This window comes from Occultella kanbiaonis (assembly GCF_009708215.1).
In the GTDB taxonomy this organism is placed as follows: domain Bacteria; phylum Actinomycetota; class Actinomycetes; order Actinomycetales; family Beutenbergiaceae; genus Occultella; species Occultella kanbiaonis.
In genome coordinates this window covers 1,451,251-1,468,276 of sequence record NZ_CP046175.1, presented here as the reverse complement: position 1 = coordinate 1,468,276, position 17,026 = coordinate 1,451,251, and the positions used below count along the sequence as shown (strand labels likewise).

Below are 17,026 nucleotides of genomic sequence, written 5' to 3'. Positions count from 1 at the left end.
CGGACGCGCGTCAGCCGGCGGTGCAGACCGGAAGGTCGGACGTGTTCCCGTCGGCGATCGCCTCGACGGCGGTCCGGGCCTCGTCGAGGGTGGCCACGCGGAACACCTCGAGACCGTCGGGGATGTTCCCGACCACCTCGCCGCAGTTGTCCGCGGGGGCGAGGAAGAAGTCGGCGCCGTCGCGCTCGGCCGCGTACATCTTCAACGTGATGCCACCGATCGGCCCGACGTCGCCGCCGAGCGACATCGTGCCGGTCCCGGCGATGACCTCACCACCGGTCAGCGCACCGGGGGTCATCTGGTCGATGATGCCCAGCGCGAACATCGTGCCAGCGCTCGGGCCGCCGACGTTCTCGATCTTGATGTCCACCTCGACCGGGAACTCGAACTCTGCGCTCAGGTAGATCCCGAGCAGGCTCCCACCGGATCCGTCGTCGGTGGTCAGGATCTCCACGTCGGTGGCCACCCCGTTGCGGTCAACGCCGAGGGTGACCGTGGTGCCGGGGGGTGTGGCCTCGAGCGCGTCGTCGAGGTCGGCGTAGGTGGTGATCGTCGTCGTCGGCAGGTCGGGTGTGCGGATCGACGCGATCACGTCGCCCTCCTCGACGGTTCCGGCGGCGCCGCGGTCGGGGTCGGCGCCGGAGATGGTCAGGGTGGCGGGCACGTCGTAGCCCAGGGTGGTCAGCGCCGAGACCGTCGCGTTCTCCTGCGAGGAGGACATCTGCTGGGCACCGATCAGGTCCTGCTCCTCCTGGGTCAGTGAGGGGTCCACGGCCGTCTCCACCGGCACCACCCGCTGTCCGGCGGACAGCCATCCGCGGATCACGCTGCCGACGTCCACCGGGAACCCTGGCCCGCCGGCCGTGGTCACCGTGGTGAGCCGCAGTTCGCCCTCGGTGGGATAGGTCTCGGCGCCCTCCACGGTGATCAGCGGCACGTCGTTCACGGAGCCGAGGGTGTCGAACGTGGGCCCGGCGCCCTGGACCGCGAACGGAACCGGCTGCAGGATCATCGTCAGCAGCAGCCCGAAGGCGGCGAGTCCCGAGATCGTCATCGTGATCGACCGGTTCGTCAGGACCAGGCGTCGCCGCAGGGCCCGCCAGCGACCGCCGGGCGTCGGCGGGGCGGTGTGCTCGGGCTGGTCGGAGTGCATCACTGACTCGGGAGCCTGCGTCGACATGGGCCCATCATCCCCCGAGCGTGCGCCCTGAGCGAAAGCCACCCGGTCGGGCGTCGCACCGACCCTCCGGTGTGGTTACCGTGGGGCATGACCGAGCAGACCCCGTCAGGCCGCGACGAGTGGCGCCGCATGCTCGAGCAGATGCTCGGGCCGGAGGCGGCCGAGGAGGCCATGCGCGCGCTTGAGGCCAGTGGCGTGGACCCGGAGCAGTTCGCGTCGGTCGCCGGCATGCCGCAGAACCCGCAGCAGATGGCCGCGGCCATGTCACAGATGCGCCAGATCCTCTCGGCCGATGACGGTGGTGCGTCGGACTGGCGGATCGCCCACGACGTGGCGAGGCAGGCCGCCCACACCGGCGGTGACCCGAGCGTCTCCGCCGCGGATGCGGCGAAGGCCCGCTCGGTGCTCAGCGTGGCCGACCTCTGGCTCGACGCGGCCACCGACCTGCCTCCCTCGGGCGGCCAGCAGATCGCCGCCTCCCGGGCGGAGTGGGTGGAGCGCACGCTGCCGACCTGGCGTGCGGTCGCCGAACCCATCGCGACGTCGGTCGCGGACGCCCTGGCCACGATGATGAGTGTCGAGGAGTTGCCCGAGGAGGCGACGGCGATGCTCGGCGGCGTGGACATCGGCGCCATGATGCGCCGCCTCGGCGCCCTGAGCTTCGCCATGCAGGTGGGTCAGGCGGCGGGCACCCTGGCGCGCGAGGTGTTCGGTGGCACGGACACCGGCCTGCCGCTCCTGCCCGAGCCCAGTCTGCTGCTGGTGCCGGCCAACCTGCATGAGTTCGCGGCGGATCTGGACGCCCCCGAGGACGAGGTGTGGCACTTCCTCGCGGTCCGAGAGGCCGCGCACGCGCGGCTGTTCGCCCACGTGCCGTGGCTGCGTGGGCACCTGCTGGGCGCCGTCGAGCAGTACGCCCGCGGCATCGAGATCGACCTGGCACACCTGGAGGAGTCGGTGCGGTCCATCGACCCCACGGACATGGACCAGCTCCGCAGCGCCCTGTCCGGCGGGATCTTCTCGACCCAGCACACCCCGTCCCAGGAGCAGGCGTTGTCCCGGCTCGAGACGGCCCTGGCCCTGGTGGAGGGCTGGGTCGAGGAGGTCACCGCGAACGCGGTCGCCCCGCACCTGCCCCACCACGTGCCGCTCCGGGAGATGCTGCGACGGCGACGCGCTGCCGGTGGTCCCGCCGAGGACACCTTCCACACGCTCGTCGGGCTGGAGCTGCGGCCGCGCCGGGCCCGCGATGCGGCATCCCTGTGGGCGCTCGTGGCCCGGGAGCAGGGCCAGGACGTCCGGGACGCACTCTGGTCACACCCGGACGTGATCCCCACGGCGGCCGACCTCGACGAGCCGGCCGGTTTCCTGGACCGCCGGGCGTTCGCCGCTCAGGTGGACCAGGACGTCGACGCCGCACTGGCGGCGCTGCTCGACGGCGAGCTCGGCTACGAGGCGGGCGCCGCCGAGAACGACGGCGGCACCGGGGCCGGTCCCGACGGCGGCACGGCGGCTGGTCCGGACCGCGCCGAGAACGACGGCGGCACGCAAGCAGGGCCCGACGGCACGACGGGCGACGGCGGCTCGGGCGACGGTCCCGACGGCGGCCGGGACTGAATCGGCTGACGTGACACCGCCCGGTCAGCGGGCGGGGGTGTCCCTGGCGTGGGAGATCCCGAGCAGGAACCCGCGGGCGCGCTCGGTCTGCGGGTAGCGCTCCACCAGGTGCCAGAAGTCGGTGCCGTGCCCGGGGACCAGCAGGTGCGCCAACTCGTGCAGGAGCACGTAGTCGAGCACCCACTCGGGCATGCCCTGCACCCGGTCGGAGATCCGGATCGTGCGGCGTGCCGGTGTGCAGGAGCCCCATCGGGTGTCCTGGTTGGCGACCCATTCCACTGACGCAGGCGGGGCGAGGCCGTCGAGGTACGCGGCGCACAGGTCCGCGGCGCGCGCGGCGAGGTCGGCGTCGGAGGGGCGGCGGCGCTGGTCGGAGGCGGCCATCCGCTCGAGCATCCGGTTGACCCAGGCGTCCTCCTCGGCCCTGGTGAACCGACTCGGGATGGCCACCACGGTGCGGCCGGCCTCCCGGTACGCGGACACGGTCTTGCGCCGGCGGGTGCTGCGTCGCACCTCGACCGTGCCGTGCCCCTCGATCTCCCGCTCGCTCATGTCGGCTTCACTTTGGCACAGCGCGTCCCCGTTATCCACAGGCACCGCCACATCGCCGACCCGCGCCGGCCCGCTGTGTCACGCTCGTGGCAGAGGGAGGGGACATGCGCATTCGCGACGGTTTCGAGGTCTACTGGCGCGAGCCGGGGGCCAGTCAGGTGGGGCTCGATCCGCGCTGCGCGGTGCTTCTGGAGGACCTGAGCGAGGGCGAGCAGCAGGTGCTCGAGGCCCTCGGCCGCGATGTCGACCGTGCCGCCCTGCTCAGCCTGGCGAACGCGCACTCGGTGCGCACCGCTGCGGTCGACGTCCTGCTCGAGCGACTCCGGGTGGCGGGGGTGCTGCTGGAGGAGGGCACCGTCGCCGGCGACCCGGACGCCCGGTACTGGCAGGTGGCCGCCGCGGCCGGGATCGAACCCCCCGGGTCGCGTCTCGATCGCGTGATCCAGGTCTGCGGCGTCGATCAGCTGGGGTTGCGGATCGCGGTGATCCTGGCCCAGTCCGGCATCGGCTCGGTGCTGCTTCAGGACCGGTCCAGGGTGCGCCCGGAGGACGTCGGAGCCGGGTTGTTCCGCCCGGGTGACGTGGGCGTCAACCGGGCCGAGGTGGGGCGGGCGGTCCTGCGGGCGGCCGCCCCGAAGGTCGGCGTGACGGTGCCCGCCCGGACCCGCCCGGACCTCGTCGTGGTGGTCGACCACGGGGTGGTCGATCCAGTGCCGCTACGTGTCCTGATGCGCGAGGATGTCGCGCATCTCCCGGTCCTCGTGCGGGAGCTGGACGTCGTGGTGGGCCCGTTGGTGCGCCCCGGCCTTGGCGTGTGCCTGCGGTGCGTGGACCTGTACCGGTGCGAGGCCGACGCGCGTTGGCCGGCGGTCGCCACCCAGGTTGCCACGCGCCCGCCGTCGGGGGTCGAGACATCACTCGGCTGGTCGGGCGCGGCCCTCGCCGCCGGCCAGATCCTGGCCGTCCTCGACGGCCGGTCGGCCGTCGTCGAGGGTGCCGAGCTGGCGCTGACGGCGTGGGACCCGATCCCGGTCGTGCGGGACTGGCAGGTGCACCCGGAGTGCGGTTGCTCCCCGGTCGCCCTCGGCGTGCCGTCCGGTACCCCGCCGCGGACGGCGAAGGGCGGGCACCGGTGACCGGTGCCCGCCCTGTCGCTGCGGTGAGCCCGCCCGCCGCTCACGCGGCTGACGGGTCCCGCCTGGCGGACGGTGCATACGGGTCGTCCTTGCGGGGCCGGCCGCGGCCACGCTTACGGGCAACGACCTGACCGTCGATGAAGACCTCCCCGCCCCAGACGCCCCACGGCTCGCGCCGCTCGATGGCGCCTTCGAGGCACTCCTTGCGGATCGGGCAGGTGACGCAGAGCGCCTTGGCGCGCTCGACGTCGGCGCCCTGTTCGGCGAACCAGAGGTCCTGGTTCCGCGCGTCCTGGCACGGCAGCGGCTGGTCGCCCGAGATCGGGAGGTCGATCGTCTGCTCGGGTAGGGGCCAGGTCGTGGCCGATCCCCCGAGGGTGAGCTGATCGAGAACTGAAGTGAACTGCACGAGATGCTCCTGAGGCATGGTGTGTGGGTCGACCGGTGGGTTACCGGGTCTGTCACAAACCGGGGAGATCTATCCCTGGAGTAGTGAGAAGAGCCGCGGACCCTTGGTGGGCTCCGCGGCTGGGACTCAGTGCAGTGCTGCTGCTAACTGATCCTGGATGCGGAGCCGGGCATGGCTGTGCCGGGAACGGCGAAACCGATGGGCGCGAGACGCGAGCCGCCGGCCGTGCCCTTGGCACGGCCCGGAGTGAACACAACGGCGCGCGGTCGGATATCGACTCGCGTGGACTGGGTATCGATCAGATTCATCATGTGTGCTCACTCCTTTCAGGCTTTGGGGGCCGCTCGGTGCTGGCTAGGCGCAACCCATCGATCAGGAACGTGTGACAGCCTACGTCGGCCGCACCCGAGGACCCAACCCTTTTTAAGAACTTTCTTCAGATTGATTTCCGACGGGGTCCTCGCCGCGCACCACGGCGAGGATCGCGGGGCCGTACGCCTCGAGTTTGGTGGGCCCGATCCCCCTCAGGATCGCGAGGTGTCGTAGCTCCCGCGGCTGGGCGGCGGCGACCGCGATCAGGGTGGTGTCATGCAGGATCGTGAAGGCCGGCTTCTCGATCCGCTCGGCCACCTCGGCTCGCCAGCGGCGCAGCCGCTCGACCAGGTCCGGGTCCGCATCCTGCTCGGTGACCGCCGCGGTCAGCGCCTCGCGCCGACCTGCCCGGGAGTCCGTATGGCGACCGTGCCGGCGTCCGCCGGCCTCCTCGGACGGCCAGATCCCGTCCAGGAACCGGGACCGCCTCCGGGTGGCGCGGCCACCGGTGTTGCGCGACCTGGCGTAGGACAGTTGCAGATGCTCGCGGGCGCGGGTGACGCCCACGTACAGGAGCCGGCGCTCCTCCTCGATCGCCTCGTCGCCCTCGGCGAGCGAGATCGGCAGCAGTCCCTCGCTGACCCCGACCAGGAACACGGCGTCCCACTCCAGCCCCTTCGCGGCGTGCAGGGACGCGAGCGTCGCCCCCTCCACGGTCGGCGCATGCTGGGCGGCGGCCCGCTCCCCGAGCTCGGCGACGAACTCGGGCAGGTCCGCCCCCCTGGACGCCGCGAGCTCGTCAGCGAGCCCGACGAGGGAGTTCAGCGACTCCCACCGTTCCCGGACCGCCCCCCGCGCGGCAGGCGCCTCCGGTGCCCAGCCGACGCTGGTCAGGACATCGCGGACGAGCTCCGGCATCGGCGTCTCACCCTGGCTGCGGGCGGCGCCGCGCAGGAGCACGACGGCGTCACGCACCTCCTTGCGGGAGAAGAACCGTTCCCCACCGCGCACCAGGTAGCCGACGCCGGCCTGGCTGAGCGCCTGCTCGAACGCCTCGGCCTGGGCGTTGGTCCGGTACAGCACGGCGATCTCGCTGGCCCTCACGCCGCCGCGGACCAGTTCTCCGATCCGCACCGCGACCGCACGTGCCTCGGACTCGTCGTCGTCGTAGGTCTCGAACGCCACGGCCGGCCCGGAGGGCCGCTGCGCGCGCAGCTCGACGGCGGCGCTGGAGCGGGCTCGCCCGGCGCGGGCCAGCACGTTGTTGGCCAGCGAGACTACCTGCGGCGTCGAGCGGTAGTCCCGGACCAGCCGCACCACGGTGGCGTCGGGGTGGCGCCGGCCGAACTCGGTCAGGTAGCGCGGGCTCGCGCCGGTGAAGGAGTAGATCGTCTGGGAGACATCCCCGACCACGCACAGCTCGTTCCGATCCCCGAGCCAGAGCTCCAGCAGGCGGTGCTGCAGCGGGGAGACGTCCTGGAACTCATCGACGATGAAGTGGCGGTACTGCTTGCGGACCTCGGCGGCGATGTCGCCGCGCTCGGCGAGGATGCCGACCATCAGCAGCAGCACGTCCTCGAAGTCGATCACGTGCCGTTCGGTCTTGGCGTCCTCGTAGACCGAGAGCAGCCGGGCCACGGTGGTCAGGTCCTGGCCGGCCGCGCCGGAGCGTCCGGCGCGAGCCGCGGCCGCCACGTAGTCCTCGGCGGTGACCATCGACACCTTGGCCCATTCGACCTCGGCGGCGAGATCGCGGATCGCGATCCGGTCCACGGCCACGCCGAGCCGGCCGGCCGCCTCGGCGATCAGCGGGGCCTTGTGCTCGACGATCCGGGGGATGCCGCCACCGATCGCGGCCGGCCAGAAGTAGGAGAGCTGCCGCAGCGCCGCGGCGTGGAACGTGCGCGCCTGGACGCCGGAGACCCCGAGCTCGCGCAGCCGGGTGCGCATCTCACCCGCCGCCCGGGCCGTGAACGTCACCGCGAGGACCGTGGTCGGGTTGTACACGCCGGTCACCACACCGTGTGCGATCCGGTAGGTGACCGCCCTGGTCTTGCCCGTCCCGGCGCCCGCGAGCACGCACACCGGGCCGGTCAGTTGCGAGGCTACGGCGCGCTGGTCCTCGTCGAGTGCGGCGAGCAGCTCCTCGGCGCCGGGCAGGGTGGGTGCGGACATCGACATGATTCTCGCAGCCCGGTCCGACACCGGTGCCCGGTGTCCACAGGCGGGGGAACAATCGGCCGGGTCCGGTGGTTCGCTCAGGTGAGGCACCACGCCCGGGCCGACCACCGTCCGGCCGGCGGGCCGAACGCCGATCCGACTCCCTACTGGAGGAATCCGTTGAGCACCACCGCACCCGAGGCCGGCACCATCACGATGTACAGCACCACCTGGTGCGGGTACTGCCGCCGGTTGAAGACGCAGCTGAAGAGTGCCGGGATCGCCTACAACGAGGTCAACATCGAGGAGGACCCGAGCGCCGCAGCGTTCGTGGAGCAGGTCAACGACGGCAACCAGACCGTGCCGACCATCCTGTTCCCGGACGGGTCCGCCGCGACGAACCCGTCCCTCGCCCAGGTGCAGGAGCGCCTCGGCGCCTGACCGCCGCGATGCGCTCAAGCCGGCGCAGACCTGACGCGGTCCTCAGGCCCATCGCCGGGCCGTCTCGACCTCGGGAAGCGGTTCGCCGAACCACTCCTCGATGAGGCTGCGTGCGATCGAAGTCGGTCGCGGGAGCCGGACCGTCCCCGTCGTCCACGCCGTCCGCAGTTCGTCGGCGGAGAAGAACCGGGCCTCGGTGATCTCCTCCCCGTCCGGGCGGACGTCGATGGCGAGGGCACGACCGGCGAAGCCGACCATGAGGGAGGCCGGGAACGGCCAGGGCTGACTGGCCCGGTAGGTCACCTCGCCGACCACCACGTTCGTCTCCTCGAACACCTCGCGGCGGACGGCCGCCTCCAGCGACTCCCCCGGTTCGACGAACCCGGCGGGCACGGAGAACTGGCCGTCCGGCCACTGCGGGGCGTGCCCGAGCAGGATGCGCCCGGTGTCGTCGGTGATCGCCATGATCACGGCGGCGTCCGTGCGCGGATAGTGCAGCGACTCATCGGCGGGGCATCGTCGCACCCAGCCGGCGTCGATCACCTCGGTCGCCGTCCCGCACCGGGGGCAGTGGCTGTGCGTGTGATGCCAGTTCGCGAGGGCGAGCGCCCCGACGGCCAGCCCGGCGTCCCGGTCCCCGAGCTGCCAGCCGATCTCGCGCAGGACGGCGTAGGACACCGATCCACCGGTGGTGGAACCCTGCGGGTCGTCGGTGCGCCGGTCCACGTCGCCGGCGCCGGCGTGGTGCTCGGAACCGAGGATCTGGGCCAGATAGGCACCGTCGTCATCGCGCCCCAGGTACAGCAGTCGGGCCCCGTCGGCCCGGTCCGACGGCGGCACGAACGCCAGCGCCGTGTCGTCACCACCGGTGGTGGCGACCCGGTCGCCGTCGACGGTCAGCATCCGCGTCGAGGTGTCGGCGAGCAGTTCCTCGAGGAGGCCGGGACGGACCCGCGCATGCGCATCCCGATCGACACTGGCACGGGCGAGGGGCAGGAGATCGGAGTGCACGGGTTCACCGTAGATCAGACGCGCCGATGCGGCGCACCCTCCCTTGGCGGCAAGGTCACCTACCGTGGTGTTGTGTCCGAGCCGAACGCCTCCCGGTCCCCACTCGCCCTCGCCGCGCTGGCGACCGTCGCACTGCCGGGTCTCGACGTGGTCGCGACCCGTCCCCCGCGCACGCCCGGCGCCGACTTCGACGTGGTGGGCGTGATGGACGCCACCGGGTCGCGGTGGATCGTCAGGTCCCCGCGCGACTCCGCCGCCGGGGCCGCGCTCGAGGGAGAGGTCGCGCTGCTCGAGGCGCTCGGCCGCGCCGCCGACGACGACCTGCTGACCTTCGACGTGCCGAGGCCGGCCGGGTTCGCACCGCTGCCCGAGGGTGGCCGCGCGATGGTCTACCCCGAGCTGCGGGGCAAGCCGCTTCCGATCGAGCGGCTCGCCGCCGGTCCCGGCCTGGCCGCGCAGGTCGGCCGGGCGATCGCGAGTCTGCACGAGTTGCCGAGCACGGTGGTCGCGGATGCCGGCCTGCCCACCTACGACGCGGATGCCTACCGCCGTCGACGCCTCGCGGAGGTGGACGAGGCGGCCGCGACCGGGCATATCCCGCCGGGCCTGCTCCGCCGCTGGGAGCACGCTCTCGAGGACGTCACCCTGTGGCGGTTCCGGGCCACCCCGGTGCATGGGGACCTCGCGGCCGAGCACGTCCTGGTGGTCGACGACGACGTGGTCGGGATCCTCGACTGGTCCGACGCCCGGGTGGCCGACCCTGCCGACGACCTGGCCTGGCTGCTGGCCGCAGCGCCGGAGGAGTCACTCGACGCGATCCTCGAGGCATACGCGTTGGCCCGGACCGAGCGTGCCGACGAGCAGCTGACCGCGCGGGCACTGCTGGCGAGCGAGCTCGCCGTGGCCCGGTGGCTGATGCACGGGGTGCGGCACCGCGATGGGGCGATCATCGACGACGCCGTCCAGATGCTGCTCGAGCTCGACGAGGAGGTGACCGGTCAGCCGCCGATCGGGTACTCCGAGCCGGTGATCCCGGACGTCGCCCCGCTCCCCGAGGTCGGCGAGGACGCGGCCGACGGCGAGGACGCGGGTGACGCCGAGGACTGGGCCGACGAGGAGCACACGGTCGCCTCGGACGAGCGGGGGGAGGCCGGCGACGAGGACCTGGGCGACCACGAGGCCGTCGCGGACCACGAGGACGCGGCCGACGACGGGACGACGGGCATCGACGACGGCGAAGAGGTCGAACACTCCCGGTCGGCCGTGGCGCCGAGCCGTCCGCTGTGGCGCCGCACGAGCGAACTCGCCGGCGACGACTCCGACACCGCCGAACACGCGGTGGTCGAGGACGACGAGGAGGAGTTCATCGTTCCCGACTACGAGCGCACCCAGCCGCGTCGGGGTTTCGACGACACCCCGACGACCGAGTTCCCGCCGCACCGCACCTGACCGCGGCGCTCGGGCGGCGCCGGTCTCCTCACCAGAGCGTGTCCGCGACGATCTCGACGTCGGCACCGGGTCGGTCCGAGCGGTCGATCCTGGCGCGCGGGCGGGCGGCCAGCATGGTCTCGGGACCGACCTGGGCGAGCACCTCGGCCACGTCCGCCTCGGCGATGTCGTCGCCGCTGACCGTGACCGCCTCGGCCACGTAGTGGAAGGAGGCGCGTACGTGCTCCAGCGGCATGCCGTGCAGCCGGGACCAGGCGATCCGGTAGAGCGCCAGCTGCATCTGCCGGGCCCGTAGCGCCTCGGGTGAGCGTGGTGCCGCCCCGGTCTTCCAGTCGACGATGTGGACGCCGTCACCGTCACTGAAGACGGCGTCGATGCGGCAGCGGATCGTGATTCCCGCGACCGGGGTCTCGATGTCGACCTCGACGGCCACCGGGGTGCGGGCTGCCCACGGCGAGCCGAGGAACGCCTGCTGCAGCTCGGCGAGGGCGCGTTCCGATCCTGCTGCGTCGTCGTCGGCGCCGGGGAGCGCGTCCATCTCGATCAGGGAGCTCGCACCGAAGTACTGCTCCACCCAGGCGTGGAAGCGGGTGCCCCGCCGGGCAGCGACGCTGGGGCGGCGCGGGATCGGACGTCGGCGGTTGCGGACGAACTCCTCGGCGTCGGCGGCGAGCCCGACGACGGCCGACGCGGACAGGTGCTCGGGCGGCGGAACCTGGGTGTGCGCGGCGGCGCCCCGCTCGGCGAGTAGCAGTTGGGCATCGCGCCACCAGGCCGCTCCCGATGCGGTGACCGGCGCGTCGGGTGCCCCGGCCGGGTCTGACGCCGCACCGGCCCAGATCTCCTCCCACCGTCCCGCGATCGCCGCGCTGGGATCGCGCTGCTCGGGCCAGTACCCGTAGGTCTGCGCGCCCGTGCCGGGGTTCACCTCGTGCGCCGACGCGGTGGGCCAGTCCGGGCCGGTCTCCACCAGGCCGCCGCCGACGAGTTCGGTGAGGAAGACCGACGGCGCGGTGGGGGTCTTGCGGTCACCGGACCAGAACGAGCCGCTCAGCATGAGGGTGCGCTTGGCCCGGGTCAGCGCGACGTAGGCGAGCCGGCGTTCCTCGGCGAGGAGCCGATCCCCTTCGGCCTCCTTGAACTCGGCGAGCGCGAGATCCATCTCCTTGTGGGTGGTCGGACCCTCGATGTCCAGCTCCGGGAGCCAGTCCGCGTCGCCGCGCAGTTCGTACGGGAGGCTCGCGACCGCGGTGAGCCAGCCGTTCCGGCTCGGGATCGACGGGAAGCTGCCCTCGTTCAGGCCGGCCACCACCACGGTGTCCCACTCCAGTCCCTTGGCCGCGTGCACCGTCATGATCTGGATCGCGGTGGGGTCCGGTTCGGCCTCGACCACCTCGAGACCCCGCTCCTCGTCCTCGGCGACGTCCAGGTAGGTCAGGAACGCGCCAAGGGTCGGGGCATCCGAGTCCCCGGCGAACGACGCGGCCGCGGACGTGAACGCGTCGAGGTGCCGACGGGCATGGCCGACGCTTCCCGGCACGGACGCGAGGACCTCGATGTCCAGGTCGAGGATCGTCTCGGTGGCGGTGACGAGCTCCGGCATCGACAGGTAGGTGAGGGACCGGATCTGACGGATCTGTGCGGCGAGCCGTCCGAGCCGACGGCGTGCGCCCTCGCTGAGGCTGCGCCCGTCCCCCGTGCGCCAGGCGTGCGGTGGCAGCACGTCCACGGCCTCGACCAGCGAAGCCTGCTCGGCCGCCTCCAGGACCACCGGCGCCTCGTCGGGATCGTCGTCGTCGGAGCGCGCCACCCAGGCGCTGGCCTGGGACCTGGCCCAGCGGGACAGTGCGTACAGGTCCGCCGCCCCCAGATTCACCGACGGCCCGGTGAGCAGCCGCATCATCGCGTCCCCACGGGAGGGATCGTGCGCCACCTGCAGCGCGGCGCGGATGTCGGAGACCTCCGGCGTGGACAGCAGCCCCGCCAGCCCGACCACCTGACACGGCAGCCCAGCCGCCCTCAGTGCCGCCTCGATCACCGGGAACTGGGCTCGCTTGCGGCACAGCACCGCCGCGCTGGCCAGCTCCGGGTGCCACTGCTCGGTGAGCAGGTCGGCGATCCGGGCGGCCTCCTCCTGCGCCGTCTCGCAGAACACGGCCACCGCCCGGCCGGGACCGGCGCCGGGCCGGGCCTGCAGCTCACGGACGGCCCCGCCGACGGCGGCGAGCTCGCGCAACGGGCCGGCGGTGCGGTTGGCGGCGGTCAGGATGGCGGTGTCGTTGCGCCAGGCGGTGCTCAGGTGCGCGATCCGGGCCGTGCCACCGTCCGCTTCACGGAACGCCTCGGGGAACGCGAACAGGGTCCCGGCAGCGGCGCCACGCCAGCCGTAGATCGCCTGGTTCGGGTCCCCCACTGCGGTCACCGGGTGTCCGGTGGCGAACAGGGCACGCAACATCTGCACCTGGGCGATGGAGGTGTCCTGGTACTCGTCCAGCAGTACCACCCGGTACCGGGACCGTTCGGCCTCGCCGACCTCCGGGACCGCTGCGGCGATGGTGGCGGCGAGGCGGACCTGGTCCCCGAAGTCGACGACGCCCCCGCGCCGCTTCCGCTCGGCGAACGCGGCCACCAGGTCCATCAGCTGGGCACGGGTGCCGAGGGACTCGGTCACCTTGAGGGTCTGGGCCATCGGCCGTTGGCTCCGGCCGGCCGGTGCCTTCTCCAGGAGTTCGCCGGCGATCCGCTGCATGGCGGCCGCAGCCTGCGCCGGCTCGAGACCGTGTTCGCTGAGCTCGGCGGACAGTGCCGCGACCGCGTCGATGATGGTGGTGGGGGCGAGCGGGGTGTCGATGTCGCCGTGCCACGCGGCCACGATCTGCTCGGCGAGCTGGTAGCGGCCGGCGTCCCCGATCAGAGTGGCGTCCGGATCCACGCCGATCCGCAGCGCGTGATCGCGCACGATCGCCGAGGCGTAGGAGTTGTAGGTCGCGATCCGTGGCCGGTCCTCGACGGTGTCCCCGCCCTCCACCCCGGCCCGGGCCAGGGCGCGCAGCCGCACCCGGATCCGACCCGACAGTTCGGCGGCGGCCTTCCTGGTGAACGTCAGGCCGAGGATCTCCCCGGGCGCGACCAGGCGGTTCGCGACCAGGTGGACCACCCGCGCTGCCATCGTCTCGGTCTTGCCCGATCCGGCCCCGGCCACGACGAGCATCGGCGTCAGCGGTGCCTCGATGACCTCGGTCTGCTCGGCGGTGGGTGGCGGTTGGCCGAGGGCCTCGGCGATCCGCGCCGCGGTCCACGTCGTACCCGCGTTCGCGGCATCGTTCGGCCGGGCCGCGACCGGCGCTCCGGAGTGCGTCGCGCCGGACGCCGCGCGACCTGCGGGGTCGGTCACCGCGCCCCCTCCTGGGTGGTCGCGCCGCCGAGGGCGCCGGTGACCCGTGACCCCTCCGGCTGGGCAGGGCACGAGGTCCGCACCACACAGGTGCGGCACAGCGGTCCCGGTTGGGCGGTGAAGCCCGCCCCGGCCATGGTCTCGGCCGCCGCGGTGAGCATCTCGGTGGCCCAGCCCGGCTCGGGGTCATCGTACAGAGGTGTCTGATCCCGGGTCACGGCCCCCGACTTGGCGCTCGTACCCACGTACAGCAGTGCCGCACCGGCCGCACCCTCCCCGTCGAAGGCCCCCTGCTCGGCGGCCACCTGATAGCTCCCCAGTTGGGGGTTGCGCCCGGCGTCGGCGGCACTGATGGCCGTGCTGCCGGTCTTGAGGTCGACGATCCGCACCCCGGCCCCGGTGTACTCGACCCGGTCCACCCGGCCCCGCAGCGCCACCCGGCCGAGGTCCGCGCCGAACTCCACCTCGGTCTCCACCCGGCCGGGATGGGCGGCCTGGTAGCCGGCGAGCTTGCGGATCATCTCCTCGGCGCGGCTCCGGTCGCGCCGGCCCATCCACCCGTCACCGAGGTCCAGCTCGTGCCAGCGCGCGTCCAGGTCCGCGAGCAGCTCGGGCTCCGTGCCGTGCGGCGCCGCCGCGGCGATCTCGTGGACGAGATTGCCAAGGCTCTGCGACGCGCTGTCGCCGCGGCGGCCACCCGAGGTGGTCAGCGCCCACCGCAACGGGCAGGCCGCGACGGTCTCGACGGTGGAGGGCGTCACCGTCACCGGGGTCAGCTCCTGCCAGAGCGGCGCGCTGGACGTGGGCGCCGTCAGAGCCGGCCAGGTGCCCGGGTCCGCACCGTCCACGTGATGTCCGGCCAGGTGGGTGAGCACGGCGGCCGCCTCCGAGGCGAGGGCCACCTGGTCGGGCCGGATCTCGGCCCCGCTCAGGACCGGGCGGACCGCGGCCCGCAGTTCGCCGACCAGGCCGCGCAGGTCAAGTGGGCTCGGCACGCTCCGGACGTTCTGGGCCTCGACGGCGTCCGGGGCGAGCGCCTCGAAGAACTCCGACGGCCGGGCGTCGGTGTCCAGGACCGCGGTGACGAGCAGGCTCCGGCGGGTCCGCGAGCAGGCCATCACGAACGTGCGGAGCTCGCCCTCATAGACCTCACGGCGGGCCCGGCGGTTCCGCTCCGCCCGGATTGCGATCAGGTTCGCGGAGCCGTGGCGCGGGCCCGCGCCGCCGGTGCTGCCCGCGCCGCCGGCTCCCCCGGCATCGGCGTCTGCACCGACGGCGCCCGCACCCCCGCCCGTGGCCGCACCGGCCCCGCTGGACAGGTGCACGTGCCGTGCCGTGGCGATGTCGGCGAGGTCGGCGGCGCCGAGCAGGGTGTCCCGGATCCGCAGGTCGGGCCAGGTGTCCTCCTGGACACCGGCCACGACCACGACGTCCCACTCCGCTCCGGCGGCGCTGGCCGGGGTGTGCACCGCCACCGAGTCGCCCAACGACCCGCGCGCGGCCAGCGTGTCGGCCGGGAAGTCCTGGGCGGCCAAGTGGTGCACGAAGCCAGACGGCGTGGACCGGGCGGTCCGGTCCACGAACTGTTCCGCGGCGCGGAACAGCGCCATCACCGCGTCCAGGTCGGCGTCCGCCCGGTCGGCCGCGGCGCCTCCGGTCAGGGCGCGCTGCTGCCAGGTCGCCGCGAGACCCGCGGCGTCCCAGAGGGCCCAGAGGACCGTCTCGACGCTGGACTCCGGCGCGTCGAGTGCCGCCCGCCCCGCGGCCAGGACCTCGGCCACCCGCTGCGGACCGCGCCGGTGCCGGACCGGTAGCGCGGCGAGGGTCGCCCGATCGGTCAGTGCCGCCGCGAGCAGGTCATCGGAGTGCCGGTCGCCGCCGTCGGTCCGTTCGGCCTGGCGCAGAGCCCGGCGCAGGGAACGCAGCGACACCGGGTCCAGGCCGCCGAGCGGGGAGAGCAGCAGCTCGGTGCCGGCCACCGGATCGACGTCATCGGCGAGCACGCACTCGAGCGCGATCAGCAGTGGACGGACAGCCGGCTCGTCCCGCAGCGGACGGTCCGGGGCCGCGATCGCGAGTGGGACCCCGGCGGTGCGCAGGCCACGCCGGATCGTGCCGATGTCCGATCCCGAACGCACGATCACCGCCATCCGGGACCACGGCACGCCGTCGTGCAGGTGCTGCTCGCGAAGTTCCCGGGCGATGAACGCGACCTCCTGGGCCTGACTCGCGAGCACCGCGGTGCGGACCTCACCGACCGTGTCGGACCCGTCGCCCGCCGCCTGAGCGCGCCGCCGGCGGGTCTCCTGCATGGTCGGCAACGATGCGGTCAGCGTCGCGACCGCGGTGCGCACCGGGTCCGCGTGCCGCCAGACCGTCTCGAGGACGTGTTCGCCTGCCCCCCACAGGCCGGGGGCCGTCGGTCCGGCCTCCGGCCCGCCGCGGGCGGGCGGCAGGGTCGCCGAGTGCAGCAGCGCGGGCAGCCCGCCACGAAAGCCCTGGACCCCGATGTCCGGGTCACCGAACAACGCCAGGCGCGTGCCGTCGTCGGCCATCGCCTCCAGGAGGCGGGCCGTGGCCATCGTGGCGTCCTGGTAGTCGTCATGGACCACGAGGTCCCACCGCGGGCGGGGCACCCCGGGCACCTCACGCTCCCAGGACCGCAGCGCCCCGACCGCCTCGTCGACGATCGTGGCCGCGTCGAACCTGGCGCCGCGATCGGGAGTCAGCTCGCCGAGCGAGGTCACCTCCGTGTACTCCGTCAGCAGTCGGCCCGCTGCCCGCCACTCCGGCCGGCCGTGCCGCTCGCCCCACGCAGCCAGGCCGGGCCCGTCCAGGCCGGCCTCGGCCGCGCGCATCAACAGGTCCCGCAGTTCGTCGCGGAAGGCTCGCAACGACCGGGTCTCGGGCCCGACGGCGGCCGGCCAGTCGATGCTCGCACCCTCCCCCTCGAGGTGTCCGGCCAGGAGCTCGGCGAGCACCTGGTCCTGCTCCGGGCCCGTGATGAGCGTGGGTGCGGCCTCGCCGCGGTGGCTCGCCCGCAGCCGCAGGATCGCGAACGCCAGCGATGCGGGCGTGCGGACCAGCGCTGTGCCGGTCGTTCGGCGCAACCGGCGCGCCACCTCGTCGCGGAGCACCGCCGCGCGTTGGCGGGTGGGCACCAGGAACAGGTTCGCCGACCGGGCGTCGACGGACTCGAGGGCGTCGACGAACGCGGCCAGCGCCGTCTGCGTCTTGCCGGAGCCCGGCGCGCCATGGACCACGTGGTGGCCGCCCGCACCGATGGCCCGCCGCGCCGCCTGCTGGGACGGGTCCGGCCGACCCGACGGGTCGGGGGCGGCTGCGGAACTCATGCGGGCATCACA

Annotated in this window: 12 protein-coding genes; 4 read left to right on the top strand and 8 right to left on the bottom strand. The window is 73.5% G+C overall.

What is annotated here, in order from left to right:
• Positions 1-10: 10 nt before the first annotated feature.
• A complete protein-coding gene (locus tag GKS42_RS06510) occupies positions 11-1,180 on the bottom strand; it encodes a YlbL family protein (RefSeq protein ID WP_232847959.1) in 1,170 nt (389 codons plus the stop codon).
• Positions 1,181-1,267: 87 nt separating this feature from the next.
• Between GKS42_RS06510 and GKS42_RS06505 the strand changes: the two genes are divergently transcribed.
• On the top strand, positions 1,268-2,797 hold the full coding sequence (locus tag GKS42_RS06505; RefSeq protein WP_154793097.1) for a zinc-dependent metalloprotease: 1,530 nt from the start codon (positions 1,268-1,270) through the stop codon (positions 2,795-2,797).
• A 24-nt stretch (positions 2,798-2,821) separates the two neighbouring features.
• Here the strand turns inward: GKS42_RS06505 and GKS42_RS06500 are convergent, their stop codons facing one another.
• Positions 2,822-3,349: a M48 metallopeptidase family protein gene (locus GKS42_RS06500; RefSeq protein WP_154793096.1), complete on the bottom strand. Its 528-nt coding sequence runs from the start codon at positions 3,347-3,349 to the stop codon at positions 2,822-2,824.
• A gap of 104 nt (positions 3,350-3,453) precedes the next feature.
• Between GKS42_RS06500 and GKS42_RS06495 the strand changes: the two genes are divergently transcribed.
• Positions 3,454-4,485 carry a ThiF family adenylyltransferase gene (locus GKS42_RS06495; RefSeq protein WP_154793095.1) on the top strand — a complete coding sequence of 344 codons (1,032 nt, stop codon included), beginning with the start codon at positions 3,454-3,456 and terminating at the stop codon, positions 4,483-4,485.
• 40 nt (positions 4,486-4,525) lie between these two features.
• Here the strand turns inward: GKS42_RS06495 and GKS42_RS06490 are convergent, their stop codons facing one another.
• The 3 genes from GKS42_RS06490 to GKS42_RS06485 form a co-directional block, all read right to left on the bottom strand.
• The gene (locus tag GKS42_RS06490; protein WP_354002701.1) at positions 4,526-4,894 is read right to left on the bottom strand and encodes a WhiB family transcriptional regulator; all 369 of its coding nucleotides are present in this window, start codon (positions 4,892-4,894) and stop codon (positions 4,526-4,528) included.
• A gap of 143 nt (positions 4,895-5,037) precedes the next feature.
• A complete protein-coding gene (locus tag GKS42_RS26190) occupies positions 5,038-5,205 on the bottom strand; it encodes a hypothetical protein (protein WP_210769324.1) in 168 nt (55 codons plus the stop codon).
• A gap of 112 nt (positions 5,206-5,317) precedes the next feature.
• Positions 5,318-7,387 carry an ATP-dependent helicase gene (locus tag GKS42_RS06485; protein WP_154793093.1) on the bottom strand — a complete coding sequence of 690 codons (2,070 nt, stop codon included), beginning with the start codon at positions 7,385-7,387 and terminating at the stop codon, positions 5,318-5,320.
• 195 nt (positions 7,388-7,582) lie between these two features.
• Between GKS42_RS06485 and GKS42_RS06480 the strand changes: the two genes are divergently transcribed.
• The gene (locus GKS42_RS06480; RefSeq protein WP_154796580.1) at positions 7,583-7,807 is read left to right on the top strand and encodes a mycoredoxin; all 225 of its coding nucleotides are present in this window, start codon (positions 7,583-7,585) and stop codon (positions 7,805-7,807) included.
• Between the two features lie 42 nt (positions 7,808-7,849).
• Here the strand turns inward: GKS42_RS06480 and nudC are convergent, their stop codons facing one another.
• Positions 7,850-8,818, bottom strand: a complete 969-nt coding sequence (gene nudC, locus GKS42_RS06475; RefSeq protein WP_154793092.1) for an NAD(+) diphosphatase — start codon at positions 8,816-8,818, stop codon at positions 7,850-7,852.
• 72 nt (positions 8,819-8,890) lie between these two features.
• On the opposite strand from nudC, the gene GKS42_RS06470 reads away from it, so the two are divergent.
• Positions 8,891-10,267, top strand: a complete 1,377-nt coding sequence (locus GKS42_RS06470) for a phosphotransferase (protein WP_232847958.1) — start codon at positions 8,891-8,893, stop codon at positions 10,265-10,267.
• Positions 10,268-10,295: 28 nt separating this feature from the next.
• Here the strand turns inward: GKS42_RS06470 and GKS42_RS06465 are convergent, their stop codons facing one another.
• Positions 10,296-13,661, bottom strand: a complete 3,366-nt coding sequence (locus GKS42_RS06465) for an ATP-dependent helicase (RefSeq protein ID WP_232847957.1) — start codon at positions 13,659-13,661, stop codon at positions 10,296-10,298.
• Positions 13,658-17,014 carry an ATP-dependent DNA helicase gene (locus GKS42_RS06460; RefSeq protein ID WP_154793091.1) on the bottom strand — a complete coding sequence of 1,119 codons (3,357 nt, stop codon included), beginning with the start codon at positions 17,012-17,014 and terminating at the stop codon, positions 13,658-13,660. Before GKS42_RS06460 ends, GKS42_RS06465 begins: the two co-directional genes overlap by 4 nt.
• Positions 17,015-17,026: the final 12 nt, after the last annotated feature.

What these genes read in the sequence shown, in the direction of transcription:
- GKS42_RS06510 (WP_232847959.1), bottom strand. Translation starts at nt 1,180, where the DNA reads ATGTCGACGCAGGCTCCCGAGTCAGTGATGCACTCCGACCAGCCCGAG.
- GKS42_RS06505 (WP_154793097.1), top strand. Translation starts at nt 1,268, where the DNA reads ATGACCGAGCAGACCCCGTCAGGCCGCGACGAGTGGCGCCGCATGCTC.
- GKS42_RS06500 (WP_154793096.1), bottom strand. Translation starts at nt 3,349, where the DNA reads ATGAGCGAGCGGGAGATCGAGGGGCACGGCACGGTCGAGGTGCGACGC.
- GKS42_RS06495 (WP_154793095.1), top strand. Translation starts at nt 3,454, where the DNA reads ATGCGCATTCGCGACGGTTTCGAGGTCTACTGGCGCGAGCCGGGGGCC.
- GKS42_RS26190 (WP_210769324.1), bottom strand. Translation starts at nt 5,205, where the DNA reads ATGATGAATCTGATCGATACCCAGTCCACGCGAGTCGATATCCGACCG.
- GKS42_RS06485 (WP_154793093.1), bottom strand. Translation starts at nt 7,387, where the DNA reads ATGTCGATGTCCGCACCCACCCTGCCCGGCGCCGAGGAGCTGCTCGCC.
- GKS42_RS06480 (WP_154796580.1), top strand. Translation starts at nt 7,583, where the DNA reads ATGTACAGCACCACCTGGTGCGGGTACTGCCGCCGGTTGAAGACGCAG.
- GKS42_RS06460 (WP_154793091.1), bottom strand. Translation starts at nt 17,014, where the DNA reads ATGAGTTCCGCAGCCGCCCCCGACCCGTCGGGTCGGCCGGACCCGTCC.